This is a genomic window from Proteiniphilum acetatigenes DSM 18083 (assembly GCF_000380985.1).
GTDB lineage: Bacteria > Bacteroidota > Bacteroidia > Bacteroidales > Dysgonomonadaceae > Proteiniphilum > Proteiniphilum acetatigenes.
The window spans coordinates 328,554-354,547 of sequence record NZ_KB905694.1 but is presented as its reverse complement, the minus strand read 5'-3'; the positions used below and the strand labels follow the sequence as shown (position 1 = coordinate 354,547).

At 44.4% G+C, this 25,994-nt stretch carries 26 protein-coding genes; 25 read left to right on the top strand and 1 reads right to left on the bottom strand.

All coding sequences use genetic code 11. The annotated features are described in order from the left end of the window. The first annotated feature begins 22 nt into the window (after positions 1-22). The 7 genes from F597_RS0105850 (at position 23) to F597_RS0105815 (ending at position 4,818) form a co-directional block, all read left to right on the top strand. Complete coding sequence (locus tag F597_RS0105850; RefSeq protein WP_019538791.1) at positions 23-730, top strand: porin family protein; 708 nt, start codon at positions 23-25, stop codon at positions 728-730. A 286-nt stretch (positions 731-1,016) separates the two neighbouring features. Next, the gene (locus tag F597_RS0105840; RefSeq protein ID WP_139224031.1) at positions 1,017-1,349 is read left to right on the top strand and encodes an ArsR/SmtB family transcription factor; all 333 of its coding nucleotides are present in this window, start codon (positions 1,017-1,019) and stop codon (positions 1,347-1,349) included. Between the two features lie 120 nt (positions 1,350-1,469). Continuing rightward, complete coding sequence (locus F597_RS0105835) at positions 1,470-1,718, top strand: DUF6132 family protein (RefSeq protein WP_221406094.1); 249 nt, start codon at positions 1,470-1,472, stop codon at positions 1,716-1,718. 12 nt (positions 1,719-1,730) lie between these two features. Continuing rightward, entirely contained in the window at positions 1,731-2,243 is a 513-nt protein-coding gene (gene trxA, locus F597_RS0105830; RefSeq protein ID WP_026327169.1) for a thioredoxin, read from the top strand. An 11-nt stretch (positions 2,244-2,254) separates the two neighbouring features. Then, complete coding sequence (locus F597_RS0105825; RefSeq protein ID WP_139224032.1) at positions 2,255-2,653, top strand: DUF302 domain-containing protein; 399 nt, start codon at positions 2,255-2,257, stop codon at positions 2,651-2,653. Positions 2,654-2,847: 194 nt separating this feature from the next. Continuing rightward, positions 2,848-4,116: a peptidase U32 family protein gene (locus F597_RS0105820; protein WP_026327168.1), complete on the top strand. Its 1,269-nt coding sequence runs from the start codon at positions 2,848-2,850 to the stop codon at positions 4,114-4,116. A 120-nt stretch (positions 4,117-4,236) separates the two neighbouring features. Next, positions 4,237-4,818: a hypothetical protein gene (locus F597_RS0105815; RefSeq protein WP_026327167.1), complete on the top strand. Its 582-nt coding sequence runs from the start codon at positions 4,237-4,239 to the stop codon at positions 4,816-4,818. Between the two features lie 39 nt (positions 4,819-4,857). Here the strand turns inward: F597_RS0105815 and F597_RS0105810 are convergent, their stop codons facing one another. Next, positions 4,858-7,401 carry a DUF5686 and carboxypeptidase-like regulatory domain-containing protein gene (locus F597_RS0105810; RefSeq protein WP_019538783.1) on the bottom strand — a complete coding sequence of 848 codons (2,544 nt, stop codon included), beginning with the start codon at positions 7,399-7,401 and terminating at the stop codon, positions 4,858-4,860. A gap of 139 nt (positions 7,402-7,540) precedes the next feature. On the opposite strand from F597_RS0105810, the gene flxA reads away from it, so the two are divergent. From flxA to F597_RS0105720, 18 genes are all read left to right on the top strand, one after another. Next, positions 7,541-9,085, top strand: a complete 1,545-nt coding sequence (gene flxA, locus F597_RS0105805; protein WP_019538782.1) for a flexirubin biosynthesis tyrosine ammonia-lyase FlxA — start codon at positions 7,541-7,543, stop codon at positions 9,083-9,085. Further along, positions 9,082-9,813, top strand: coding sequence for a flexirubin biosynthesis SDR family reductase FlxB (gene flxB / locus F597_RS0105800; protein WP_019538781.1), 732 nt, complete (start codon positions 9,082-9,084; stop codon positions 9,811-9,813). Before flxA ends, flxB begins: the two co-directional genes overlap by 4 nt. 15 nt (positions 9,814-9,828) lie before the next feature. Further along, a complete protein-coding gene (locus tag F597_RS0105795; protein ID WP_026327165.1) occupies positions 9,829-11,061 on the top strand; it encodes a beta-ketoacyl-[acyl-carrier-protein] synthase family protein in 1,233 nt (410 codons plus the stop codon). A 32-nt stretch (positions 11,062-11,093) separates the two neighbouring features. After that, positions 11,094-11,345 (top strand): acyl carrier protein, encoded by a 252-nt coding sequence (locus F597_RS0105790; protein ID WP_019538779.1) that lies wholly within the window; start codon positions 11,094-11,096, stop codon positions 11,343-11,345. Further along, positions 11,332-12,237 (top strand): lysophospholipid acyltransferase family protein, encoded by a 906-nt coding sequence (locus F597_RS0105785; RefSeq protein ID WP_019538778.1) that lies wholly within the window; start codon positions 11,332-11,334, stop codon positions 12,235-12,237. Before F597_RS0105790 ends, F597_RS0105785 begins: the two co-directional genes overlap by 14 nt. 55 nt (positions 12,238-12,292) lie before the next feature. Then, positions 12,293-13,384: a FlxJ family methyltransferase gene (locus tag F597_RS0105780; RefSeq protein WP_019538777.1), complete on the top strand. Its 1,092-nt coding sequence runs from the start codon at positions 12,293-12,295 to the stop codon at positions 13,382-13,384. Then, entirely contained in the window at positions 13,381-13,839 is a 459-nt protein-coding gene (locus F597_RS0105775) for a hotdog family protein (RefSeq protein WP_019538776.1), read from the top strand. Before F597_RS0105780 ends, F597_RS0105775 begins: the two co-directional genes overlap by 4 nt. Next, the gene (locus tag F597_RS0105770; protein ID WP_019538775.1) at positions 13,839-14,282 is read left to right on the top strand and encodes an acyl-CoA thioesterase; all 444 of its coding nucleotides are present in this window, start codon (positions 13,839-13,841) and stop codon (positions 14,280-14,282) included. Before F597_RS0105775 ends, F597_RS0105770 begins: the two co-directional genes overlap by 1 nt. Continuing rightward, positions 14,255-16,060: a beta-ketoacyl-[acyl-carrier-protein] synthase family protein gene (locus tag F597_RS0105765; protein ID WP_019538774.1), complete on the top strand. Its 1,806-nt coding sequence runs from the start codon at positions 14,255-14,257 to the stop codon at positions 16,058-16,060. The genes F597_RS0105770 and F597_RS0105765 overlap by 28 nt, the downstream gene beginning before the upstream one ends. A gap of 42 nt (positions 16,061-16,102) precedes the next feature. Next, positions 16,103-16,360 (top strand): phosphopantetheine-binding protein, encoded by a 258-nt coding sequence (locus tag F597_RS0105760; RefSeq protein WP_019538773.1) that lies wholly within the window; start codon positions 16,103-16,105, stop codon positions 16,358-16,360. Then, the gene (locus F597_RS0105755) at positions 16,357-17,541 is read left to right on the top strand and encodes a beta-ketoacyl-[acyl-carrier-protein] synthase family protein (RefSeq protein ID WP_019538772.1); all 1,185 of its coding nucleotides are present in this window, start codon (positions 16,357-16,359) and stop codon (positions 17,539-17,541) included. The genes F597_RS0105760 and F597_RS0105755 overlap by 4 nt, the downstream gene beginning before the upstream one ends. Positions 17,542-17,564: 23 nt before the next feature. Beyond that, positions 17,565-18,434, top strand: coding sequence for a beta-ketoacyl synthase chain length factor (locus F597_RS0105750; protein ID WP_019538771.1), 870 nt, complete (start codon positions 17,565-17,567; stop codon positions 18,432-18,434). Next, positions 18,431-19,102, top strand: a complete 672-nt coding sequence (locus tag F597_RS0105745; protein ID WP_019538770.1) for a polysaccharide deacetylase family protein — start codon at positions 18,431-18,433, stop codon at positions 19,100-19,102. Before F597_RS0105750 ends, F597_RS0105745 begins: the two co-directional genes overlap by 4 nt. Before the next feature lie 86 nt (positions 19,103-19,188). Continuing rightward, positions 19,189-19,821 carry a flexirubin biosynthesis/transport protein LolA2 gene (gene lolA2 / locus F597_RS0105740; protein WP_019538769.1) on the top strand — a complete coding sequence of 211 codons (633 nt, stop codon included), beginning with the start codon at positions 19,189-19,191 and terminating at the stop codon, positions 19,819-19,821. Beyond that, positions 19,799-20,422, top strand: a complete 624-nt coding sequence (gene lolB2 / locus F597_RS0105735; RefSeq protein ID WP_157278975.1) for a flexirubin biosynthesis protein LolB2 — start codon at positions 19,799-19,801, stop codon at positions 20,420-20,422. The genes lolA2 and lolB2 overlap by 23 nt, the downstream gene beginning before the upstream one ends. Before the next feature lie 191 nt (positions 20,423-20,613). Continuing rightward, on the top strand, positions 20,614-20,985 hold the full coding sequence (locus F597_RS20235; RefSeq protein ID WP_157278972.1) for an ApeI family dehydratase: 372 nt from the start codon (positions 20,614-20,616) through the stop codon (positions 20,983-20,985). Further along, the gene (locus tag F597_RS0105725) at positions 20,937-22,133 is read left to right on the top strand and encodes a DUF2062 domain-containing protein (protein WP_044060058.1); all 1,197 of its coding nucleotides are present in this window, start codon (positions 20,937-20,939) and stop codon (positions 22,131-22,133) included. The genes F597_RS20235 and F597_RS0105725 overlap by 49 nt, the downstream gene beginning before the upstream one ends. Next, entirely contained in the window at positions 22,130-25,993 is a 3,864-nt protein-coding gene (locus tag F597_RS0105720) for a trifunctional MMPL family transporter/lysophospholipid acyltransferase/class I SAM-dependent methyltransferase (protein ID WP_019538765.1), read from the top strand. Before F597_RS0105725 ends, F597_RS0105720 begins: the two co-directional genes overlap by 4 nt. Position 25,994 lies beyond the last annotated feature (1 nt).

Genomic DNA, 25,994 nt, shown 5'->3' with positions numbered 1-25,994 from the left:
ATCATCAAAACAGACAAAACCGATGAAATCCTTTCTTAAACCTGTTGTTGTATGTTTTTTACTCTTTCTCGGTGTTTCCTCATCGTATGCCCAGAAGAAGGAAACATTCAAAGGCGAATTGTATATTGGAGCCGGAGGAGGTCCCCTTTTCTCGAAAGTGGATTTTGTACCGGCTGTACCATTGGCTTTCAAGCAGGGAGTCTTTGGAGGTATCTCGGCGAAATATATTTCTGAAAAAAATCTGGGACTTGTTGTGGAGGTCAACTATGCACAACGGGGGTGGAAAGAGGAATTTGATCCGGCTTCTGATTTTTCTTACAGCAGGACACTGAACTATGTTGAAATACCATTTATGACGCACATCTATGCTGGAGAAAAAACACGCTTTATCCTGAATCTCGGTCCGCAGATATCTCTGCTGGTTGGCGATAGCCAGAAAATGAGCCAGGCATTGGCGGAGGATCTGGAGGCAAGGAGAGCTGAAGATCCCGAACTGAGAATCGGGATGCAGTACGAGGGAATATATGAACTGAAACGGATAGATTATGGCTTAGTCGGAGGAATAGGGATGGAGTTGAAAACCGGTATTGGTGATTTTGACCTGGAGGGACGCTACTATTTCGGACTGGGTGATATTTTTACCAGTCGTCGTAGCGAGGAAGCCTATTTTTCCCGTTCGGCCTCCCGTGTGATCGAGGCGAAACTGACCTACTATATTAAAGTGTTTTAATGAGCCAGTGGGACTAATAAAGAAGTTAAAATTGAAAATCGACGTAGTCAAATAAGAAGTTGAGAACTTAGAACTGGGAAATCAAAAGTTGAGAAGTCTTTTGTAGCATTTAATTGTTTAATCGTTTCACTTTTAATTTTTAGTTCTTCACTCTTCATTAGTAATTATTCCTTCAATAAAATAATCAGATAAAATTTTGTGAATGAGAAAAAGTATTGTACTTTTGGTGAACAAAAATGAATGAATATATGTTCATATATTTGTTTAAATTTTCAGTATGATAAAAATGGAAAAAGAAACAGTTGTATTGGAAAGAAATAAAATAGATCGTTCCCAATTTGAGGAGGCGGCATATATTCTGAAGGCACTGGCTAATGAAACCCGCCTGTGTGTGATTATGCAGCTTACTCAAGCCGATGAAAAGTCGGTGACTGAATTGATGGAGCAAATGGACTGTGAGCAATCGCTGCTGTCTCACCATCTGACAGATATGAGGGCAAAAGGGATACTCCGGTGTCGTAAAAGTGGAAAGAACAGTTTCTATTCGCTTAGCGATAAGCGATTCTCGAATGTATTGAAATGTATTATGCACTGTGGCGAGAATAAGGTGGAATGTTGAAAAAATGGGTAGGATAGTGTGTTTTGCGCAATAAAGGATAGAAGTTGAGAAGTGAAGAAGTGCGAGTCGGAAGTAAGAAATAGTAAGAGATTGGAGATTTTAGCAGGAAATAATATAAATATGATGAAAGATTTTTTTAAGAAACACTGGTTGAGGATAGCCGGAATATTAGTCGGGGCAATGGTTGGTTATATTTATTACCATTACGTGGGATGTCTGAGCGGAACCTGCCCTATCACTTCCAATCCCTATAGGATGATGATTTACGGGGCGCTGGTTGGTTACCTTCTTTTCGACCTCTTCTCAAAAGATAAGAAACTGGGGGGAGTAAAGGAAATATCAGAGAATGACTTCAAAAAAAATGACTAAAAATATCAAGCAATGAGAACGAATTTTTTAATGGCGGCAGCAACCCTGGTATTTGTCTTGTCGTCATGCGGCAACACCGCGCAGAAAAACTCTTCGGAGAGTGCGGAAACAAATTTGGACACGAATATAACAAAAACAGAAAATAGTATGACAACAACAAAAAAGACAATCCAGTTAACAAGAGCCGAATTTTTGACGAAAGTGGCCAATTTCGAAGAAAATCCCGACAAGTGGGTTTATCTTGGAGATAAACCCTGTATTATCGATTTTTATGCTGACTGGTGCGGCCCGTGTAAAATGATCTCTCCCATTTTGGAAGAATTAGCCAGTGAATATGATGGTGAAATCTATATCTACAAAGTGGATACCGAAGCTGAACAGCAGTTGGCTGCCGAATTCGGTATCCGGAGTATTCCCTCCTTACTCTTTGTCCCGATGGATGAAGCCCCGCAGATGGCACAGGGCGCACTTCCGAAAGATGCTTTCAAACAGGCTATCGAAGAGGTACTGTTGAAAAAGTCATAAATTTGGGAGAGATGGATCAGATGTTTTTTGAGAGTAAAAGTAAATACGAATTCGAAGAAACCGTAAGCAAGCTCTCCGAAATAATTTCGGAAAGTGGATGGAAAGTGATTTACATTCACGATCTGCAGGAAACGATGAGAAAGAACGGTAAAGATGTGAATCGAGTAAAAGTGATCGAACTATGCAAGCCCGATTATGCTTACCGGCTTTTGTCGGAAGATACTCTTCGCATTTATTCCAACATGATGCCCTGTCGTATCTCGGTCTATGAAAAAAAGGATGGTAAGATCTACGTATCACGGTTGAATTCAGCCATGCTTAGTTCGATGATAGGAGGTGTGGTAGAGGATGTAATGTCTCAGGCATATCGCGATGCAGAGAGTTTTATAGTGAAAACAGAGGATAATTAATTCTAATAATGGTATTAATAGATCTCCTCGACGGATACAGAACGGATGTTTCCTTCTTGTGGTTAAGGTTCTCAGGGAAATGATCCAATAGTAATAATGGTAAACGGATGTACTCGTATGAGTTGCATCCGTTTTATGTTTTATCTGATTGGCTGATTTTTTGTACCTTTGTACTCTCAGTTTACAGCTTACGAATGAAGAATATTCAGGATTATGAAATAATGGCACCGGCAGGATCTTATGAATCGCTGACGGCGGCTATACAGGGCGGTGCGGATTCCATCTACTTCGGCATCGAAGGGTTGAATATGCGCGCAAAATCTTCCAATAATTTCACCATTGCCGATTTGCACAACATCGCGGCTATTTGTTACGATCATAATATAAGAAGCTATCTTACAGTTAACACCATCATCTACGACAACGACATGGAACTGATGCGAAAGGTGGTGGATGCAGCGAAGGAGGCAAATCTGTCGGCTGTTATTGCCGCCGATGTGGCGGTGTTGATGTATGCGCGGAGTATTGGAGTGGAGGTACACTTATCCACCCAATTGAATATTAGTAATACCGAGTCGTTGAAGTTCTACGCGCAGTTTGCCGATGTGGTGGTGCTGGCACGTGAGTTGAATATGGATCAGGTGGCTTCTATTTATCGGGATATAGTCGACCAGCAAATCAAGGGACCGTCGGGTGAGTTGATCCGTATCGAGATGTTTTGTCACGGAGCCCTGTGTATGGCGGTTTCAGGGAAGTGTTATCTCAGCCTGCATGAAAAGGATCTCTCGGCCAACCGGGGAGCCTGTAACCAGATTTGTCGACGAGGATATATTGTCAAGGATAAAACCAGCGAGATAGAACTGGAGATCGATAATGAATATATTATGTCGCCTAAAGATCTCAAGACTATCCACTTTATGAACAAAATGATGGATGCCGGCGTACGGGTATTCAAAATTGAAGGACGTGCACGAGGCCCGGAATATGTAAGGGTGGTTACTTCATGCTACAAGGAGGCGGTACAGGCTTACTGTAACGACACATATACGGAAGAGAAGATAAATAACTGGAACGAGCGTCTCTCCACCGTATTCAATCGTGGGTTCTGGGACGGCTATTACCTCGGGCAGCGGTTAGGAGAGTGGACACACCGCTACGGATCGGGTGCCACCAAACGAAAAGTGTACGTTGGGAAAGCCGTCAAGCATTTCGGAAAACTCGGCGTAACAGAGTTCCTGGTGGAAACCCAATCGGTAAAACCGGGAGACGAACTATTAATCACAGGACCTACCACCGGTGCCATCTTTATTACTGCCGATGATATCAGGGTAGATCTTACCACCGTTCCCGAAGCGGTGAAAGGAGACCACTTTTCTATCAGAACCAATGAAAAGATCCGCCCTAACGATCAACTTTATAAAATGGTAGCTGCCAACCGGCAAGGGACGGCTCATGAGAGATAGGGAATTCCGGCTTTCATAATAAATAAGTTCTATCTGATTTTTGTAAAAATTCAGTTATTATTTATTTACCTTTGTCCTATAAATATTGTATCTCATGTAACTAACAAAACATCATTCATCATGAAAAAAAATCTATTAGTCGCAATCGTATTGGTTTGTATGGGAGCATCACAGAATGCGAGCGCCCAGAAGGGAGATTTAAAAGATATCGACCATTTGAGTTTCTACGGTGTTGATTTTACCTATGCCAAAGTTTACGGCGCAGATGAGACTGCCCACCAGTTCCTGGACGCATTTATAAGGATCAATGATCTGTTTGAGTCGGAACCTAAAACATATAGTGCGAGTAAAGCGTTCGGCGTCAGAAGCGACGAACTTTTTAACAGGCAGGTGAAACAGGATGTGGACAATATCCCGCGAAGTGAATTATTTACAGACGATAACAAGTATGCTGTAACTGATGCCGATATTGATCAGGTAGTAGCAAAGATTGAGAAACAAGGTGACAGCCAATATGGCGCCGTAATTGTTGCCGGGTTGCTCAACAAAACGGGCAATCACGGTACATTCACTTTCGTGGTTTTTGACCAGGATACCAAAGAGGTTATCTTTCAGCAGGAAGCGACCGGTAAGGCACGTGGCTTCGGCCTTCGCAATTTTTGGGCAGGCGCGCTTCGGGGAGCGATGAAAAATGTGAGATAGTTTTTATCGTAAAAATATAGAAGAGAGGCTTTCGGCACGCTAAAAGGCAAACCGAAAGCCTATTTTTATACCCTGTTTTTTTGCTCCGGGCAGGTCAAGATGAGTGAACCGCCGGTAATAATCCACCCGGAAGACTTTGAATATATTCTCTATTCCCACACTTCCCTCCATATATATATCGCCATTCATCGGGTGTGCCGACCGGGGAAAGAGAAACAGTCCATAAGTTTTCGCCGGGTTATTTTTATCGGTCAGGTTACCGTAGTAACCACTGAAGGTCACCACTTCACGCAACTGCAACTTTTTGATCAGCGGAATCCGATTCAGGATCCATCCCTTCAGGAAATAACTTGTGTGCAAGGCAATATATTCATCCGATACGAATTCGAACGGTTGTATCAAGTGAAACCGGTTTTTTTCCATAAAGACGGATGGGTTCACTTCCGGACTGGCAAGCATTGGGAACGGCACCTGATTCCATACTTTCCCTGCGGAGACATAGCCGTCGATATGGCCGAACGACGACAGCCAAAACCTGTCTGAAACAGTTGCCTGTGATTGATGATAGGCATAATCGCCACCTGAAAATCCGCGATAGGCATATTCGTGCATCAGTTTCAATTGGATGTTGTCGTTGATGAAATTTATTTTGGCGTTGCGCCCGCCCCTGTTTGCACCATAATCCTGCATCCCTGGTGCGAATGAAATCTCGCCTCCCACTTTCGATAATGTGAAACCGGAAATATCTATCAGTTCATTTTCATTAACCTGTAAACGATATTCCAATGCGCCGGCAGGTGTGTCTTTGGTGTGTTTCCACCATGCCGAAACGCCCAGTCCCGACATCCAGTCGACGGTGTATGCCAGTTTATACCGGTTCTGATAACTCCGGTTGGAGATTCCGGCTGTGCCAAGCGCCACGAACAGGTTGTCTTTCAGGGCGTCGTTCATTTGCATACCCAATGAATAAAGGTCGTATTCGGTTGTGAACGATAAATCGTTGCGTGGAAACTCCTGCCAGTAGTTTTGTTTTTTTACAAAAGAATAGCCGGCGGTAGCCGAATATTTCCATTTTTGGTCTTTGAACCCGTAGGCACCATATCCCGAAAGAAAAATGCGGGAATGAAAATGTGCTGTGGTCATGGCACCGAGCCGAAGGCGTTGTCCTTCGATGGGGTTATTACCATAAAATGTCCACACCTGCCCAATGTCTATTTTACTTTTCGACTGCCGTTCGTTTGATGTTTTGATGTAGCCTGTAATGATTATTTCAAGGAATTTCTCAAATCTCCTGTACATAGGAACGTCCTGCAGTTCATCCATTAGTTTGGGTAAATCGGATTCGACCCTTTTCAGCGCTACATGCCGATGGTCTTGCCAGAACGCTTCATCTGTTTTTTCCGGATAATCCATCTTTCCGTTTTCAATATAGCGGTACGAACGAACCTGATGTGCATACACTTTGGTGAGAAAATCACTCATGGCGAAATTGGTATATACATTTTCTTTTTCTTTTGTCCATAATCCGTTTTCCTGCAGGTTGAAATGCTGTATGACCCGTAAATTTTCGAGGAAATTGATATTCATATTTCGGGGTATGGACAGGTCGGCCCGCTTGATGGCAAAATTGTTGTCGATGGCGATGTAGAGATTTCCGTTGAAGCTGTAACTCTCAGGATTGAACGGGAAAAATGCTACGTTCACACACCGGATATTGTCAATCGTCAACGTGTCCTGGATAAAAAATTTGTAATAAAGCGTAGCCAATGCCGATGAGGTAGGGCTGACGAATTGATTGAGCAGCACATCGATATTATCATCGTAGATGTCCACTTCCCGGAACACCTGCTCCAGAAAAACATCCATCGATCCGTCGTTAAATGTTTCTTCCACTCCTTCGCTTCGTCTGGCAATAATATTTTTTTTCAGACCGCCGGAGATGTTATCGGTACGTACATTTGTAAGCATCTCACGCATTGAGAGGGTCAATACCTGTTTACCGGTGAAAATAGAAGTATCCAGATGATTCTCGATAAATCCGAAGTTCTTCTTCAGTAAACGGTTTTCCAGTTTGAAATTATCCCAGTAAAGCGTCAACTTTTCGTATTGTTCATACTCTATCCCAGGGATGTTTTTTATCCGGTTTTGTTCTTTGTTTGCAATCACCTGCTTCATGAGTTCCACCGCCGGATTGTTTTTACGCGAATAACGCGGTTTATCGGGTCTTACCACTACCTCGGCCAGTCCGATGGTAGACGGATTGAGGCGGATCCGGATAATCTCTCCTGTGCCGATTCGCTCCGGTAATGTCTCGGTTTTTGTTTCAAAGCCAATCGATGAGATTATAATCTTCCGGTTTCCAGGTAAGTATCTTATGCTAAAATACCCGTCGATATCTGTGGCGGTACCGATGGTGGTGTTTTCCAATTGTACCGAGGCAAACGAGACCGGCTCCCCGGTTATGCTGTCCACCACAACCCCGTGAATGAAGCCAGATTGCTGTGCCTGAGACAGGAAGGGTGCTGCTGAAAAGCAGAAAATAAGAGTGAGAAAATAGAAAATATATGTAGGAAGTAGTTTCAAAATTGAATCAGTTTTACAAATAGGTGATGTCGGTGTATGAAACGGTTGAGTGCAAAAATACAAATTTCCTTTGTGGAATCGTTATTTGACATCCCGAAAAAATTGAGTACTTTTGTGGACAATTAGAACTTCTTCATGTATGCCGTTAAAAATTGTAGAAATAAGTGAGAAAAGTGTTGATATAGATGAAATTGAGCAATTGCTCTTTGGTGGTGCAAAAGTAGAAGTGTCATCAAAGTTAAAAGACAAGGTTACAAAAAGTTTTCATTTCTTACAAGAGTTTTCCATCGATAAAGTGATTTATGGTGTCAATACCGGTTTTGGTCCAATGGCGCAATATCACATTAAGGATGAGGAAATTAATCAACTTCAGTATAATATCATCCGGAGTCATTCTGTAGGGGTGGGGTCACCCATTGAGCCCATTTACGTGAAATCGGCAATGATAGACCGACTGTGTACATTTGCCCAGGGTTACTCCGGCATTCATCCCGCACTGATCCAGACGCTGATTGATTTTATCAACTTCGATATCTGCCCTTATGTGCCCTCACACGGAAGTGTAGGAGCCAGCGGTGATCTGGTCCAATTAGCACACATTGCACTTGCACTGATCGGTGAAGGGGAAGTATTTTTCAATGGTACACTGCAATCCACGGCTGATGTGATGAAGCAAACCGGCATCGAGCCGTTCAAACTGCATATTCGTGAAGGATTGGCGCTCACAAACGGTACATCTATGATGACCGGTGTAGGGCTGGTCAATCTCATTCTTGCCAGGAAACTGCTCCACCACGCACTCGTGGCATCAGCCATGATGAATGAAATTGCCCAATCATACGACGATTTTCTGGCACCTGAACTCAATGGTGTTAAGCAGCATAACGGCCAGGTCGAGACGGCAGCGTTTATGCGCGAGTGGCTTAAGGATAGCAAATTGCTCCGAAACCGTAAGAAAGAACTCTATAACGGTACAAAAGCTTCGCATTTCAAACAGAAAGTGCAACCCTATTATTCGCTCAGGTGTGTGCCGCAAGTGCTCGGACCTGTGTGGGATACAGTGAAAATTGCCCGGAAAGTGATTATAGATGAACTTAATTCGGTGAGTGACAATCCAATCATAGATTGTTCTTCGGAAAATATCTATCATGGTGGGAATTTTCATGGCGATTATATCTCTTTCGAAATGGATAAACTGAAAATTGCCGTTACCAAAATGATTATGCTGATGGAGCGTCAACTCAACTACCTGATGCATGATAAAGTGAACGAAATTCTTCCTCCGTTCGTCAATCTCGGCACGCTCGGGCTCAACTATGGGATGCAAGCCATGCAGTTTACTGCTACATCCACCACAGCTGAAAACCAGACCCTTTCTTATCCGATGTATCTACACAGCATCCCCAACAATAACGACAACCAGGATATCGTAAGTATGGGGACCAACTCTGCGTTGCTCGCCAAGACGGTTATCGAAAACGGCTTTCAGGTAATGGCAATTCATTATATGGCTATTGTTCAGGCTGTTGATTGTTTGCAGGCGGCGGAGAAGTTATCCCCAAAAAGCCAGGAAATTTATCATGAAACAAGAAGTTTTTTTCCTACATTTGTGGATGATAAACCCAGATACAAAGATATTAACCGGATTGTTGAATATCTGAAAACCAAAAGTATTGTATCATGACAAAATATGCACTCGTAACGGGCGGAAGCCGGGGTATCGGACGGGCAATCTGCATTCGCCTGGCATCGATGGGGTACAGCGTTTTGATCAATTATAACAACAGCCCGCAGGAAGCAGGGCAGACATTGGAAGCTGTCCGTAATGCGGGATCTGATGGTGAACTGCTGCGTTTTGATGTGGCTGACCGCGAACAGGTGGCTTTCGTACTTAATGAATGGGCAGCCAATCATCCCGACCATTATATCGAAGTGCTTGTCAACAATGCCGGCATCCGTAAAGACAACCTGATGCTTTGGATGGAACCACACGAATGGGACAGCGTGATCAATGTCAGTCTTAACGGATTTTATAATATTACACGTCTGTTGGTGAAGAATATGCTTGTAAAACGTTTTGGCCGGATTGTGAATATTGTATCTTTGTCCGGTATAAAAGGCATGCCGGGTCAGACAAATTACTCCGCATCCAAAGCCGGTGTAATTGCCGGAACCAAAGCGCTTGCACAGGAAGTGGCAAAAAAAGGAGTTACTGTGAATGCAGTGGCGCCGGGTTTCATCAAATCGGATATGACACAGGATTTGGATGAAAACGAACTGAAAAAAATGATCCCCTGCGGAAGATTCGGGACGCCTGAAGAGGTGGCGTCCCTCGTCGGATTTCTTGTTTCCAATGAAGCCGGTTACATCACGGGCGAAGTGATTTCAATCAACGGGGGGATTTATACGTAATCGTCAATTCATTATATGAACAGAGTAGTTATCACAGGAATGGGTATTTATTCCTGTATCGGAAAAAACAAAGACGAAGTTCGTCAATCTTTATATGAAGGGAAATCAGGTATCGGGTTTGATCCTGTCCGGAAGGAATTTGGCTTTCGTTCAGGACTCACGGGTCTGCTCGAAGTGCCCGACCTGAAAACTCAGCTCGACCGCCGTCAACGTGCAGGGATTCCCGAGCAGGGAAAATATGCTTACGTAGCCACTTTAGAAGCTTTTGAACAGGCAAAGATCGACAATGATTTTCTGGAAAATAACGAAGTAGGAATTCTCTACGGCAACGACAGTTCTGCTCAACCGGTTATTGAGGCCTGCGATATCATTCGTCAAAAAAGAAATACTGCGTTGGTGGGTTCAGGTTCTATTTTTCAGAGTATGAACTCTACCATCACAATGAACTTGTCGGTTATATTCAAACTGAAAGGGATCAATTTTACTGTGTCGGGCGCTTGCGCAAGTGGTTCGCACGCTATCGGTATAGGTTATCTGCTTATTAAACAGGGACTTCAGGATTGCATTGTATGTGGTGGGGCGCAGGAGGTAAATCTGTTTTCCATAGGCAGTTTTGACGGGCTTTCGGCGTTTTCGGTACGCGAAGACGAACCGGCAAAAGCATCCCGCCCGTTCGATAGAAACCGCGACGGATTAGTGCCAAGCGGTGGTGGGGCTACGGTCATTCTCGAAAGTTATGAGTCGGCAGTCAGGCGTGGTGCACCCATCCTTGCCGAAGTGGCGGGTTATGGGTTTTCATCCAATGGGAACCACATTTCCGTACCCAATGTAGATGGCCCGAAACGTTCTTTGGAGATGGCGATACGCGATGCCGGCATTTCGCTTGAAGAAATCAGTTATCTCAATGCACACGCTACTTCCACGCCCGTAGGCGACCTGAACGAGGCGAAAGCGATCGATGCCGTTTTTGGCGATCATAAACCCTATGTGGGATCTACCAAAGCGATGACCGGGCACGAAATGTGGATGGCGGGTGCGAGCGAAGTGATCTATTCGATGTTGATGATGCAAAATGATTTTATCGCTCCGACTATCAACTTTGAACAGGCAGATGACGATGCCCCCCAACTCAACATTCCAACAAAAACAATACATCATTCTTTTGATACTTTTTTATCGAATTCATTTGGTTTTGGAGGTACCAATTCATCGTTGGTAATCAGGAAATTCAAGCAAGAAAATGACTAATTTTAATGAACGCAATCATCTTATATTGAATCATGGATAAAACGGAACTTATCAAACTCATTAACGAAAATCTTGCAGAGGAGTTCGAAGTGGATATCGAGACAATTACGCCCGGGGCACACCTTATGGAAACGCTCGATCTGGACAGTCTCGATCTGGTGGATATGGTAGTGCTGATAGAGCAAAATTTTCACTTCACACCCAAAGCGACTGATTTCAGGGAAATAGCCACTTTTCAAGACTTCTATGATTTTATAGAATCAAAAATGAATGGGCGACAATAACGACAAGGAATGGAGCGGGAAAACGCGTGGAGGCTCTTTCGGTTATGGTTTCTTTATTTTTCTGATTGACCGATTGGGAGTGCGGTTCGCGTATATTTTTTTGGCTTTTGTCGTTGTCTATTTCATTCCTTTTGCTCCGAAAGCTACTGCAGCATCATGGTGGTACGCGCGGAATATTTTGAAGAAAGGCGCCTTTCAATCGTTCCTTTTCCTGTTTGCGAATTATTACCGTTTCGGACAGACACTCATCGATAAAGTCGCTGTTTCGGCAGGAAAAAAAGACCGGTATCAGTTTGTTTTTGATGAATCGTATTCCCGTTTTCTGGAAATTCTGAATCAGGAGAGAGGGGCTATCATGGTGAGTGCACATGTCGGGAACTGGGAAATCGGATCCCCTTTTTTTGATAAATACGGTAAGAAAATGTATATCGCCATGCTCGATGCCGAGTACCGGAAAATCAAGGAAATGCTTGAGCAGCATAGTGAAAGCCGCAACTATAACGTGCTCCCCCTTGATGAAACGGACGGGTTATCGAATATCCTCCGGGCGAAAGCTATACTCGACCGTCATGAATATATCTGTTTTCAGGGTGACCGTTTTTTAGAAAATACACAGACTGCTGAAGTCGGGTTTCTTGGTAAAACAGCCCGTTTTCCCATCGGTCCTTTTCTGCTGGCTTCGCGCTTACAGGTTCCCGTAATTTTCTATTTCTCCATGCGTGAACGGGGGATGAAATACAAATTTCATTTCCGGATAGCCGAACCTGTACCCGGGGGCCTCGGATCAAAACCTGAATTCCGGCTTTTGGAACAATACGTACAAGCACTTGAAACCATTGTGCAAAGATATCCGCACCAATGGTTCAACTATTACCGGTTCTGGGGGAAATGAGGTTATTGTGATGACTATTTTTATGAAGATTTATATTTTTCGATAATAGAAAATAATGAAATTAGAAGCGCCACTAAAACAAGCTTATGAAAGCGACCATCTTACAGCCTCTGAGGCGCAGCGGATGGCACATTTGATCGCATTTGCACCGGTGGTCTTTCAGGTTGCCAGACTGATGTACAAATTCGGGATTTTTTCGCTTTTGCGTGACAGCGATAACGGGCTGAGTATGGATGAGATGGCTGAACGGGTGAGGATTTCACGTTATGCGGCACAGGTCTTACTGGAGTCGTCACTTACTGCCGGAACGGTTCTGCTGAAAGATGAACGTTTTCACCTAAGTAAGACGGGCTGGTTTTTCCTGACCGATCCGATGATTGAAGTGAACATGAGCTTCAACCACGATGTGAATTATCTGGGACTCTTTTCGCTTGAAGAAGCTTTGTTGAACGGTAAACCTGAAGGATTGAAAGTTTTTGGTGACTGGCCGACCATTTATGAAGGACTTTCGTCGCTACCTGACCATGTGCAGAAAAGCTGGTTCGGGTTCGACCATTTTTATTCCGACAACTCATTTCCCCAGGCGCTTGAAGTGGTTTTTGCCCATTCGCCCAAAACGTTGCTCGACGTGGGAGGAAATACTGGTCGTTGGTCATTACAATGCGTGAATCATTCACCCGATGTACAGGTTACCATCATGGATTTACCACAGCAGATAGGATTGATGAAATCACAAACTGAACATCTGCCGGAGGCTGATCGTATTCACGGATATCCGGCTGATTTATTGGATACTGAAACTTCGTTTCCCGGCCCTTTTGATGCCATCTGGATGAGTCAGTTCCTGGATTGTTTTTCGGAGGAACAGGTTTTCAGCATTGTTTCCCGTGCGGCAAATTCCATGACCGGAAGTACCCGCCTGTTCGTGATGGAAACATTTTGGGACCGGCAACGGTTTGAGACTTCGGCATTCTGTCTGGCACAGACCAGTGTTTATTTCACTGCCATGGCAAACGGAAACAGTAAAATGTACTATTCCGGGGATATGATACGGATTATTGAGAAAGCCGGTCTGAAGATCGATAAGATTCATGATAATATCGGACTGGGGCATAGTATTCTGGAATGCGTAAAGAGTGAAGAATGAAGAGTGAAGAGCCTTACATATCTCATTTTCAATATCCGGTTTATTCTGGTGCTGCTGTCTGGGAGTTGATCCCACAGCGCGAACCGATGGTGATGGTCGATAAGTTCTTCGGTATAGACGATCGTGATTCATTTTCAGGGCTTACGGTCACGGAAGGAAACCTTTTCTGTTACAATGGTATACTCACCGAGGAAGGGGTGATCGAGCATTTTGCACAGTCGGCAGCAGCCCGGATAGGTTTTCTTTTCGTACAAAATAACGAAACTGTCCCTGTCGGATTTATCGGCGCAGTGAGCAAATTTTCCATCCATGCACATCCCCGGGTTGGTAATGAATTGTTGACAGTAGTTAGCATAATCCAGGAGGTGGGAAATATCACGCTTGCGGGTGTAAAGTCGTGGGTGGAAGATGAATTGATTGCCGAAGGTGAACTCAAAATATACTTGAACAAATAATGAAGCGAAAACAAAAACGGGAAGCGTCGCTTACCGACCGTGTGGAAATTCAGGTGCGGTTTAGCGAAGTGGATGCATTGCAGATAGTATGGCACGGCGAGTATGTGAAATACATCGAAGACGGACGGGAATCCTTTGGCCAACACTACGGACTCAGCTATATGGATATGAGGAAAGCCGGTTTTGCAGCGCCGATCGTGAAGCTGAATATTGATTACAAACTCTCGCTCTCGTTCAACGAACAGGCCATTGTAGAAACGCGTTATGTGGATTGCGATGCGGCAAAGATCCAGTTCGACTATACTATTTATCGCAAAAGCGACGGCGCCGTGGTTGCCGAAGCATCTACCATACAGGTTTTCACCCATCTAAACTCTAATTTATTAGAGCTGAATAATCCCGATTTTTATCTGAGATGGAAAGAGAAATGGAACATCCGGTGATTTATCTGACGGCAGATGCCTTGATCAGTTCACTGGGGTTTTCTTCCGGGGAATGCCGGGAACGTATGTTTAAGTATCAATCGGGAGTGCAACCTATCCGTGATTCGCAGTTTTATTCCGAATTGTTTTACGGGGCAAAAATTGATGATAATCGTTTACAATTACTTGTCCCGGAACACAATTTATATGATTTTTCCCGTTTTGAGCAGCTTCTTATACTTTCTATCCGTCAGACGCTTGGACAAAGTGGTGTGGATATACGTCAAAATAATTGCGGATTTATACTGGCTTCCACCAAAGGCAATATTGGTCGGCTTTCTGCCGGAAACGAGACCGGAGATGAACTTCTCCTTTCTCATTCTGCCGAAAAAATTGCCGCATACTTTGGATTTTCAGCCAAACCTGTCGTGCTCTGTAATGCCTGTATTTCGGGTATTTCGGCTATGATTGTTGCAAAAAGGTTGATTGAGAACGGTATGTTTACACATATGGTAGTGGCCGGAGGCGACGAACTATCGGATTTTATCGTCAGTGGGTTCCATGCGTTCAAATCGGTAAGCACAGGTATCTGTAAACCTTACGATGCCGGTCGCGATGGACTTTCTTTGGGTGAAGCCATTGGGTCGCTTTTACTTACCAGTGATAAAAAGCATGTGACAGAGCAACAACCTGCGATGCTGCTCGGTGGGGCGATCACCAATGATGCAAACCATATCTCAGGGCCATCACGTACGGGAGAAGAGTTGCATATGGCCATAGAACAGGCTTTGCTTCAAGCCGGAATTTCTGCAAATGATGTATCTTTTGTCAATGCACACGGGACAGCCACTATTTACAACGACGAAATGGAAAGCAAGGCACTGTATCTCTCAGGACTTTCCGGCAAACCTTTGCAAAGCCTGAAACCCTATTTCGGGCATACGCTCGGAGCGGCCGGAGTAATTGAGACGATCATCTGTAAACAACAGCTCGAAAACGATATCGTGTTTGGTGTGCCGGGGTTTGAAACCATCGGTGTACCATATCCGCTCAATATCGATGCTCTGCATCGCCCGATGAATTTGACTTATTGCCTGAAAACAGCCTCTGGTTTTGGCGGTTGTAATGCGACCATCGTGATAGGTAAAGAATCTGTGCCGGGGAATAAACCCCTGTCCGGGAGCGCACCACTCCAGGGAAAACAGCTGGAGGAAACCTCTTCTCAAATACTAAAAAGAGCGAAAATTGTCTCCAAATGTAATATAAGTGCTTTGGGGGTGGAACTGAATGATGAACGTGTGCTTGCAAACGAACCGACAGATGATTTTCCTACTTTTATAAGAAAGGCTTACGCATCACTCAATCTGTCTTATCGCAAGTTTTACAAGATGGACGATCTGTCGAAACTGGGCTTTATCACCACAGCCTGGATCACCCGTTCGGTGGATGGTTTTTCAGGGCTCCCACCGGAATCAAAAGGTATCATTATAGCCAATCGTTCATCATCGCTCGATACGGACATTCACTATCGACAAAACCTCGATGCGGTGGGCGACCGGGAAGCAAGCCCTGCCATTTTCGTCTACACATTGCCCAATGTTATGTTGGGTGAGATCTGCATTTATTGGAAAATGAAAGGTGAAAACACCTTTTTTATCCAACGGGAATTCGATAAGGATTTTTTAATTCAATATGCCGGAATGGTGATGAATGAGCAGGATTTGAATTATTGTATTGTGGGATGGTGTGACTTGTTAGACAATAACTTTCTGTCGGAATTTTATTTGATGGAAAGGTGAGGGTTTGTTACCTTTGTCTTATAAAAAATATTACCTTTATTTATGGATCAACTGAAACAAGAACTAAAAGAAGCGCTGATTCAGGCGCTGAACCTGGAAGATATAACCGCAGAGGAAATCGTGGACGAGGAACCGCTTTTTGGTGACGGGCTGGGGCTGGATTCTATCGATGCACTTGAAATTATCCTTATTCTCGAACGCAACTATGGTATCCGCCTGACAAAACCCGAAGAAGCAAAGGAGATTTTTTACTCGATTGATACGCTGGCCGATTTTATCGGCAAGAACCGTAAAAAATGAGTGTTGCCGTTACCGGAATAGGGTGTGTGTCGGGCTTGGGGTGCGGTGCTGATGAGCATTTGCAGGCATTCAGGTCCGGACGGAGTGGATTGGGAAAGGTTACGCTTTTTCAGACCAAACTTCAGATGTCCGTTGCAGAGGTGAAAATGAGCAACAAACAGTTGAAGAACCAACTCGGTCTGGATTCTGACCGGTTGTTTTCCCGAACCGCTTTGCTCGGAATGACGGCAGGCAAGCAGGCTTTTCAGGATGCAGGACTTTCTAACGGTCGTCTACGCATAGGACTGATCTCATCGTCATCGGTAGGCGGAATGGATCTGAGTGAGCAGTTTTTCATCGAATATTCCGTCAATCCCAGAAAAGGTCGTTTGCGTATGGTTGCTCATCACGATATAGGCGACCATACCGAGTGCATCGCTGATTATCTTCAGTTGGACGGTTTTCGGACGAGTATCAGCACCGCCTGTTCGTCGTCGGCCAACGCCATTATGTTTGGTGCGCGGATGATTGAGCAGGGTTTGCTCGATGCCGTGATAGCAGGTGGAACCGATGCATTATGCCGTTTTACGCTCAACGGTTTCAATTCGCTGATGATCCTGGACAATGCTCCCTGTCGCCCGTTTGATGAAAGTCGGGCAGGTCTTAATCTGGGAGAAGGCGCAGGCTATCTGGTGCTGCAATCGGAAAAGTCGTTCACGCCCGGCACGAAGGTGTATTGCCGGCTTACGGGTTATGCCAATGCCAACGACGCTTATCACCAAACGGCTTCATCTCCTGAAGGGGAAGGGGCGTTTCTGGCGATGCAGCACGCTCTGGAGAAAGCGGGGATCGAATCTGCAGCCGTAGATTATATCAATGCTCACGGAACGGGAACGAACAATAACGACCTATCCGAAAGTACTGCGATCAAACGGCTTTTCGGCGAGCGCGTACCGCCGTTTAGTTCCACCAAACCGTTTACCGGACATACGCTTGGCGCAGCCGGAGGATTGGAAGCCGTTTTCAGTGTACTGGCCCTTAATGAAAGGGCAATTTTTCCCAATCTCAATTTCAAAACGCCTATCATGCAAACCGGATTATCACCTGTTACGGAGATGAGGGAGGATCAGGATATAACCACTGTGCTTTCCAATTCATTCGGATTTGGCGGAAACAACGCGTCATTAATTTTTCAGAAATAAAGTTTTTCAGAAATAAAGGTCTCATGAACGTATATCCTGTTTACATACAGTCTCTTGCATCCATTTACCCGCAAGGGGAGCCGTCGGAAGGCCGTTTTTCAGCCTGTGAACCCGATTACAAAGAATGGATCAAAGACGCGGGATTGCGCCGCCGCATGAGCCGTATTGTGAAAATGGGTGTTACCGCCGGTCTGCAATGCCTGCAAAATATACCTGTAAAACCAGAAGCCATTATCACCGCTACTGGACTGGGCTGTCTGGCCGATACGGAGAAGTTTTTGCAATCGATCGGTTCGCAAAACGAGGAATTGCTGTCGCCCACACCGTTTATCCAGTCCACGTTCAACACCATCGGCGCACAGATCGCCCTGCTGTCGGGCAACAAAGCCTACAATAGCACCTATGTCCATCGTGCGTTTTCATTCGAGAGTGCCCTGCTCGACGGGATGATGCGGTTGCAGGCCGGAGATGCCGGAAGCGTGCTTGTGGGTGCGGTGGATGAACTGACACCCACCGTTTTTCATATTCTGGAACGAATGGGGGCATGGCGAAAATTTCCGGCAGGTGAAGGGGCATCCTTCTTTTTGCTTGGCAATAAAAAAACAATGCAAACCGTTGCCCGCCTTGTGGCAGTGGATATGCAAAGCGGGAATTTCTCGCAGGAGCAATTGACCCAAAAGCAGTCAGATCTTCTGCAAAGAAATGGTGTCTCCGACGCTCGTATTGTTTCCGAGGAAATGTTCAAACCCATTTGCGGCGAATACCAAACCGCATCCTCGTTTGGTTTATGGTATGCCTGCACGCAATTGAGCGGTAACGGTTTTGTGCTGATTACCAACTCTTGGCTGAATAATTATACGGCAGTCCTGATCGAAAAATTTACAAAAGAATGATCTGGCTTGGTATTGGTAGTTTGGTTCTTATCCTGGCGTTTATGTTGTTTTACGCTTCTTATTCCATTTCAGCAGGGGTGTATGTGAAAGCGGTTTGTAGACTCAACACAAAAGATAAGGTGGTAGCACTCACTTATGACGACGGTCCGGAACCTGCTGCAACACTACCTCTACTCGAAGTGCTGAAAAAACATAATGCCAAAGCCTGTTTTTTTTGTATCGGACAAAAAGCGGAACAGTATCCCGATATTGTCAGGCGGATAGTGGACGAAGGACACAAAATAGGGAACCACTCATATCATCATGAAAGTAAATTTCCACTTTATGGAAAGCGTAAGATGAAGGAGGATTTACTGAAAGCTCAGCAAATACTGGAAGGAATTTCAGGACAGGAAGTCCGCCTTTTCCGTCCCCCTTTCGGTGTGACAAACCCTACGATAGGGAGTGTGGTCAAAGAACTCGGATGGACAGCCATAGGATGGAGTATCCGCTCGTTCGACACGCAAACCCAAACAGCTGACAAAGTGCTGCACCGGATTAAACGAAAACTGAAACCGGGAGTCATTATTTTGTTGCATGACCGGATGCCGTTCTCTGCCGAATTGACCGAGAAATTGTTGATATATCTCAAAGAAAACGGATATAAGGTCGTACCAATAACGATGTGATGATTTAATAATTTGAAGATGTGATGATAAATCGTTAAATCAACAAATCAGTAAACCAGTAAACCAGTAAATCAACAAATCAATATATGTATAAAATTACAGCCCTGTTATATACCCTTTCACTCTCTTTTGTCATCTTCAGTCAGGAGATGCAACCCATCACAAATACCGTGGATTTTGAGAAGAACCTGAAGGATGCTGCTGAAAAGATCCAATCGGTGGAAAGCAACTTCCGGCAGGAGAAATTCATGAAAGTCTTTTCCGAGAAAATGGTTTCGACTGGTATGTTCTACTACCGCAAACCCAATAAAATCAGTCTGCAATACGACAAGCCAATGCAGTACACAGTTACTATCAATGGCGACAAGCTGCAAACCGTTACAGGCGGGAAAAAGACAACCGTCAATCTGGGTTCGAACAAAATGATGGCACAAATGAGAGGCCTGATCGAAGCGAGTATGATAGGCAACATTTCAGCATTGGGCAAGGAATATGACTTGCAGTATTTTCAATCGGATTCGGAATATTTTGTAAGGATATCCCCGACAAGCAAGGCCGTAAAAGCCTATATCAAGGAGATCGGGATTACGTTCGACAGGCAAACTATGGAGGTAAGAAGGCTTCGAATGGCTGAAAACAACGATGATTACACTGATTACATTTTCATCAATTCTCAATACAACACACTTCAATCGGATGAGAAATTCACTGTTCGTTAGTATTGCAGCTTTTTGTCTGCTCGCTACTTCGTGTGGATCCTCCATACGCAGTGGATGCAGGCAAACCGAAACGGTGTCTCTTAACCGTACAGATATTCCGTCGGTGATAGAAGCGAACGATAGCCTGCAAACTTTCGACATAGAAATATCATTTTTTGGAAAACACCTGAATGGAATGATGCTTGTGAAGAGGCAAGATCCCGAGACTGTCCGAATACTTATCAATAGCTACTTCGGGATGAGTATGGCCGATTTTGAATTACAACCTGGTACTTTTACAGTGCATTATCTGCTCGACGCCATGGATAAACCGGCGGTGGTGAACCTCTTCAAAAACGATTTCGGATTATTGCTTGGGATCCATCTGCCGGAACAATTTACTGCTCAAAAATCGTTATGCAGCCATCCTGAACAATTGATCTCTGTTGAAACTGTAAATGGAAAATATCAATACAGGATAAATGTTGAAAATCAATATATTAACCAAATAAAAGCTCCCGGCGTAAACGTTGAAATCCCGCACTATACCTATCCGCGCACTATCACCCTCAAACACCGCGGTATCTTTAGCCCTGCGATAGTGATCAGGGAAATGGAATAAAGGAAGATCATTGATTCTGAAACGGGTAAAATCAAAAATTTCATGTACATTTGTGTGATCTAAGAGTTGCATTTTCATATGATTATAACTATTATTTTTAGAGGTGTCATATGGAAGTCGCTTTTAATCATATTCTTGTGTGAGAACAATTTTGACTACGTCGATTACTTTGTAATTCATGCTTGTTTCTTATGAATAAACTGGAAGAACTTTTTCAACTCGAGTTTCAAAGCGAGGCCGGGGGTGTTTCCCGTTTCCATTGCAAAACAGATGCCGGGCATCCTCTGTTTGCCGGGCATTTTCCCGGAATGCCTATAGTACCGGGTGTGTGTTTGCTCAACGTGGTGAAGCGTGCGGTTTCCCAAAAGCTCGATCGTGAAGTTTCGTTTTGGAAAATCAGGGAATGCAAATTTTTGTCGGCAATAAATCCTATGGAGAATAAGGTATTTGATATAGAATTCGGGTTGACCGGTGAACAGGAAGTGCGTGCCGCGGTTTTTATAGGCGACACGCGATGTATGAAACTGAAAGCGACTTTGTCTTGCGAATGGAAGGATATCTGAAAAATACGATTATAATTATTCCTACATATAATAACGCTGCCACAGTAGGTGATGTGATTGAGCGTACCCTTCCTTTCGGGCTTCCTGTGCTGGTAGTAAACGACGGTTCAACAGATAACACACGGGAAGTGTTGACACAATTCCCCACGATCCGTGTTATCCATTTTCCTAAAAATAAGGGCAAGGGAGCCGTGCTGAAAGCCGGATTGAAAACTGCGGCCAAAGAGAATTTCCGCTATGCCATCACACTTGATTCCGACGGGCAGCATTATCCCGAAGATATTCCCGTCTTTTTGGAAGAGGTCGAAAAAACACCCGATGCCCTGCTTATAGGGGCACGCAATCTGCAAGCCGACAATATGCCCGGCAAGAATACTTTTGCCAATAAATTTTCCAATTTCTGGTTCAGGATCGAAACGGGTAAAAAAATGGAGGATACACAATCGGGTTACCGCCTCTACCCCTTAGAAAAAATAAAAAATCTGACACTTTTCACCGGAAAATATGAATTTGAGTTAGAGATTATTGTGCAATCGGCCTGGCGTGGAGTGAATGTCCGTAATGTGCCCGTACGTGTATATTATCCGCCCGAAGGTGAACGGGTGAGCCATTTCCATCCGTGGCGTGATTTTACCCGCATCAGCCTGCTCAATACCGTTTTGGTATTGGTGGCACTGCTTTGGTACTATCCGTGGAAAACGGTACGCAGTCTGACAAAAGAAAATATCCGGAAGTTTATCCGGAACAATATCACTCATTCCAACGAAAGTAACGAACGAATTACCGGTGCCGTGATGCTGGGTGTTTTTATGGGTATCGTGCCGGTATGGGGCTATCAGATGGTGCTTGCTTTTCTTCTGGCACATTTGCTTAAACTTAACAAAGTGATCACGCTGGTGGCGTCGAACATCAGTATTCCGCCGATGATCCCGCTTATCCTGTTCGGCAGTTATGCTACCGGAGCGTGGTTGTTGGGAAGAGCGTTGAATTTCTCCGTCGAAAATATGTCGCTTGAGTTTGTGATGAGCTCGCTCCTGCAATACGTGTTGGGAAGTATCGTATTTGCCGTGGCATGTGGTTTGGCTGCCGGATTGGTTTGCTATACGCTGTTGGTAATTTTCCGTAAACCCAAAACGGCCGTGCTATGAGCAAAATTTTTGTCAATATCTACGAATATTTATCGCAAAAGAGGATTTTGCGAAATATACTGATGTTCGGCAGTTTTGCGCTGTTGCTTCTTTTTGCCGTTCAACTGCGGTTTGAAGAAGAATTTACCCGTTTTTTTCCCGACAATGCGGGTTCAAAAAACAATGAACTGGTTTTTCAAAACCTGAAAGTAAAAGATAAGATCATTGTGATGATCTCGGCGCGTGATTCGCTCAGGGGAGACGAACTGCTCGATTCGATCGTGCTCGCAGGCGACCGGATGAGTGAGCTCATCAGTACGGGTATTGCTACGGATTATCTGCTTAATATCCTTTCTGAAGTGGGTGAGGATGTAGTGTCCCAGACAGGTGATTTTCTGTATAGCTATTTACCTGTTTTCCTGATGGACGACGATTACCGGCATATGGATACGTTGCTGACGGCAGATGCGGTTGACCTTCGGATGCAGCAAAACTTTGCTAACCTGATGTCGCCTGCCGGACTGGCGCTTAAATCGACTATTCCGCAAGATCCGCTCGGCTTTGGCGGAAATGTAATGCTGGGACTGAAAGATTTTGAAAATATCTCGAATTACGAAATATACGACAACCATATCTTCTCATCCGATCTATCTACGCTTTTGCTTATTCTTTCGCCAAAATACGGTACGGGAGAAACCGGGAAAAATGACAATTTGATTGCTGAATTGGAAAGACTTTCTACCGAAGTGGAGCAGGAATATTCCGGTGTGCATGTACAGTTCTTTGGTGGTCCCTCGGTAGCGGTGTACAATGCCCGACAGGTGAAAAAAGATACCTATCTTACACTCGGAGCGGCGTTGCTTATCATCATCCTGTTTATGTCGGTGATGTTCAGAAGCCGGAGTGCGATCCCTCTTTTGCTTACACCGGTCGTTTACGGTGGAATTTTTGCTTTGGCAATGATTTTTTTCATTAAAGGATCCATTTCTGCTATTGCCATAGGAGTAGGAGCAGTAGTGTTGGGTATCGCGCTGAGCTATTCTATTCATGTGCTTACCCATTATAACCACGTACAATCGCGCCGCCAATTAATCGAAGAACTCTCCTATCCGCTGGTCGTGGGCGGATTCACCACCATTGGTGCATTCCTTTCGCTGTTGTTCACTTCGTCCGACATGTTGCGCGATTTCGGGTTGTTTTCCGCCCTTTCGTTGGTGGGTACCACCTTGTTCTGCCTGATTTTTCTGCCTCATCTTCTGGGTAGAAAGACTGATTCGCAAACTTCCCGGAGAGCGCTGAAGGTAGTCGAAAAAATCACATCCTATCCTTTTGAGAAAAACAAAATCCTATTAGGGGTGATCCTGGCGCTTTTTGTTGCCGGACTTTTCACCATGCGTAATGTGAAGTTCGACAGTGATATGTCTAACCTGAATTACGAACCTGCGCATATCAGACAAGCCGAGCATAAAATGAGCCATCTTTTTATGACAGGTGACCGTCAACAAATCATGTTTGTTTCGATAGGCAAAACGGTGGAGGAGGCCCTGCACAATTATGCTGAAAATAACAGTTCATTGGCCCTATTAAAAGCACAAGGGAAGATTCAGGATTTTGTATCGTCGGAAAAACTGATGATCTCACCGCAACAGCAGCAAGAGCGCATCCGCCGATGGAACGATTTCTGGACGGATGACAGAAAACAATGGCTAAAAGCCGAAATCCGGGAGAGCGGAATGAAGTATGGATTTTCTCCTGATGCCTTTGAGCCGTTTTTTAACCTGTTGGATAAAGAATTCAAACCGTTCTCACCGGAAGAGCTGGGTGAGAATATCCCTTTCCTGGCGGATTGGGTAGTGAGTGACGGCAATTCGCTGATGTGCATCACCCAGGTACAGTTGTCGGACAATCAGAAAGATTTCGTGTACAATACAATGGGCACTGATCCCGACCTGGTAATTTTTGACCGAGCATTTTTTATCAATAAATGGGTTTCGGTGATCAATGACGATTTCAACACCATTTTATTTCTCTCATCGCTGATTATTTTTCTGGCGTTGCTTATTTCCTATGGGCGGTTCGAACTTACGTTGATGGCTTTTGCTCCGATGGCAATCAGTTGGGTGATTATTCAGGGTCTGATGGCTATCTTCGGTATCGAATTCAATATCATCAATATCATATTGTCTACGTTTATTTTTGGATTGGGAGACGATTTCTCCATCTTTATGATGGATGGTGTACAGCAGGAATACCGTACAGGTAAGAAACTGGTCAATTCACATAAAATAGCTATTCTGTTTTCAGCATTTACTGCTACGGTAGGGATGGGTGTACTGATCTTCGCCAGACATCCCGCCCTGAAATCCATTTCGTTGATCAGCATTCTGGGCATGATGTCTGTTTTGCTGGTTTCATACACGGTGATCCCGGTTCTGTTCCGCACTTTCATTACCCGTCCCGCACGCAAAGGAAATTATCCCTACACGCTTTTTTATCTGGTTTGCACCACACTGATTTATGTATCATTTGTTTTGGGAAGCCTGCTTCTGTTTATTGCAAGACTTCTGCTGGCTTTAGTGCCCGTCTCAATCAGAAAGAAAAAAGTACTGTTCAGCCGGATGATCATGTACAGTACACGGCTGTTCCTATTCTTTATTTTCTATACGAGAAAGAGAATTATTAATGACAGTGATGAAGATTTAAAAAAACAGGCTGTTATTGTGGCTAACCATCAATCCATGATCGATATCCTGATCATGCTTTCGCTTTCGCCGAAGATTGTCATGGTAACCAATCAGTGGGTGTGGAACTCACCTGTTTTCGGGCACGTGGTGCGTTATGCCGGATTTATACCTACGCAGAAAGGGTTTGAAAATATGGGTGAAATACTTCGTGAAAAAGTTGCCGACGGCTATTCGGTTGTAGTATTTCCTGAAGGTACCCGCTCGGCGGACGGACAGATCAAACGGTTCCACAAAGGCGCATTTATGCTGGCTGAGAGCCTACAGTTAGATGTGGTTCCAATGGTGATTTACGGTACCGGACAGATACTCAATAAGCGACAGATGTTTTATGTGAAGCCGGGTACTTACGGAGCAAGCTTCCTACCGAGAATTTCGGCTGAAAAGCTATCGGAATACGGTTCATCGCATGATGCCGCAAAAGCGGTGAAAACTATTATAAGCAACGAATACCATCGTTTACAGGAGTGCTACAATCGACCCGATAACCTCTATTTCAGGCATAAACTGGTACAAAACTATGTGTACAAAGGGCCGGTGGAAGAGTGGTACGTGCGGGTGAAATCGGCAATGGAGAAATATTACGCTTATTTCGAACGTATTATTCCCCGTTGTGCATCGGTGGTAGATGTGGGTTGCGGATATGGTATGCTCGCCTACATGCTGTCCACAACTTCGCCTGAACGTACAGTTTTAGGTATCGATTACGACGATGACAAAATTGCGATAGCCAATCACAATTTCTCCAAAACACCGCAAATCCGCTTTGAATGCACTGATGCGTTGCAATATGAATATCCGTATGCCGATGTGTTTGTGGTAAATGATATGCTGCATTATATGGATTATGGTTCGCAGGAAATTTTATTGGAGAAATGCGTGGAAAAGATAAACGATAGCGGTATGATTATCGTACGTGACAGTGATGCCGATCGACGTCGGGAGCATAAAATAACACGGTTTACCGAAATGCTTTCCACCCGTTTTTTCAAATTCAACAAAACGGAACAGCAGTTACAATTCCCTACGGCGAAGCAGTTTGAAGCATTTGCCCGGAAACACCGACTGGATTTGGAGCGGCATTCGAATGACAAGCTGACATCCAATCAGATTTTTATTTTCAGGAAGAAAAAAGGATAAC

Excerpts from the sequence above, each read along its gene's own strand:
- F597_RS0105850 (WP_019538791.1), top strand. The coding sequence starts at position 23 with ATGAAATCCTTTCTTAAACCTGTTGTTGTATGTTTTTTACTCTTTCTC.
- F597_RS0105840 (WP_139224031.1), top strand. The coding sequence starts at position 1,017 with ATGGAAAAAGAAACAGTTGTATTGGAAAGAAATAAAATAGATCGTTCC.
- F597_RS0105835 (WP_221406094.1), top strand. The coding sequence starts at position 1,470 with ATGATGAAAGATTTTTTTAAGAAACACTGGTTGAGGATAGCCGGAATA.
- trxA (WP_026327169.1), top strand. The coding sequence starts at position 1,731 with ATGAGAACGAATTTTTTAATGGCGGCAGCAACCCTGGTATTTGTCTTG.
- F597_RS0105825 (WP_139224032.1), top strand. The coding sequence starts at position 2,255 with ATGGATCAGATGTTTTTTGAGAGTAAAAGTAAATACGAATTCGAAGAA.
- F597_RS0105820 (WP_026327168.1), top strand. The coding sequence starts at position 2,848 with ATGAAGAATATTCAGGATTATGAAATAATGGCACCGGCAGGATCTTAT.
- F597_RS0105815 (WP_026327167.1), top strand. The coding sequence starts at position 4,237 with ATGAAAAAAAATCTATTAGTCGCAATCGTATTGGTTTGTATGGGAGCA.
- flxA (WP_019538782.1), top strand. The coding sequence starts at position 7,541 with ATGCCGTTAAAAATTGTAGAAATAAGTGAGAAAAGTGTTGATATAGAT.
- flxB (WP_019538781.1), top strand. The coding sequence starts at position 9,082 with ATGACAAAATATGCACTCGTAACGGGCGGAAGCCGGGGTATCGGACGG.
- F597_RS0105795 (WP_026327165.1), top strand. The coding sequence starts at position 9,829 with ATGAACAGAGTAGTTATCACAGGAATGGGTATTTATTCCTGTATCGGA.
- F597_RS0105790 (WP_019538779.1), top strand. The coding sequence starts at position 11,094 with ATGGATAAAACGGAACTTATCAAACTCATTAACGAAAATCTTGCAGAG.
- F597_RS0105785 (WP_019538778.1), top strand. The coding sequence starts at position 11,332 with ATGGGCGACAATAACGACAAGGAATGGAGCGGGAAAACGCGTGGAGGC.
- F597_RS0105780 (WP_019538777.1), top strand. The coding sequence starts at position 12,293 with ATGAAATTAGAAGCGCCACTAAAACAAGCTTATGAAAGCGACCATCTT.
- F597_RS0105775 (WP_019538776.1), top strand. The coding sequence starts at position 13,381 with ATGAAGAGTGAAGAGCCTTACATATCTCATTTTCAATATCCGGTTTAT.
- F597_RS0105770 (WP_019538775.1), top strand. The coding sequence starts at position 13,839 with ATGAAGCGAAAACAAAAACGGGAAGCGTCGCTTACCGACCGTGTGGAA.
- F597_RS0105765 (WP_019538774.1), top strand. The coding sequence starts at position 14,255 with ATGGAAAGAGAAATGGAACATCCGGTGATTTATCTGACGGCAGATGCC.
- F597_RS0105760 (WP_019538773.1), top strand. The coding sequence starts at position 16,103 with ATGGATCAACTGAAACAAGAACTAAAAGAAGCGCTGATTCAGGCGCTG.
- F597_RS0105755 (WP_019538772.1), top strand. The coding sequence starts at position 16,357 with ATGAGTGTTGCCGTTACCGGAATAGGGTGTGTGTCGGGCTTGGGGTGC.
- F597_RS0105750 (WP_019538771.1), top strand. The coding sequence starts at position 17,565 with ATGAACGTATATCCTGTTTACATACAGTCTCTTGCATCCATTTACCCG.
- F597_RS0105745 (WP_019538770.1), top strand. The coding sequence starts at position 18,431 with ATGATCTGGCTTGGTATTGGTAGTTTGGTTCTTATCCTGGCGTTTATG.
- lolA2 (WP_019538769.1), top strand. The coding sequence starts at position 19,189 with ATGTATAAAATTACAGCCCTGTTATATACCCTTTCACTCTCTTTTGTC.
- lolB2 (WP_157278975.1), top strand. The coding sequence starts at position 19,799 with ATGAGAAATTCACTGTTCGTTAGTATTGCAGCTTTTTGTCTGCTCGCT.
- F597_RS20235 (WP_157278972.1), top strand. The coding sequence starts at position 20,614 with ATGAATAAACTGGAAGAACTTTTTCAACTCGAGTTTCAAAGCGAGGCC.
- F597_RS0105725 (WP_044060058.1), top strand. The coding sequence starts at position 20,937 with ATGTATGAAACTGAAAGCGACTTTGTCTTGCGAATGGAAGGATATCTG.
- F597_RS0105720 (WP_019538765.1), top strand. The coding sequence starts at position 22,130 with ATGAGCAAAATTTTTGTCAATATCTACGAATATTTATCGCAAAAGAGG.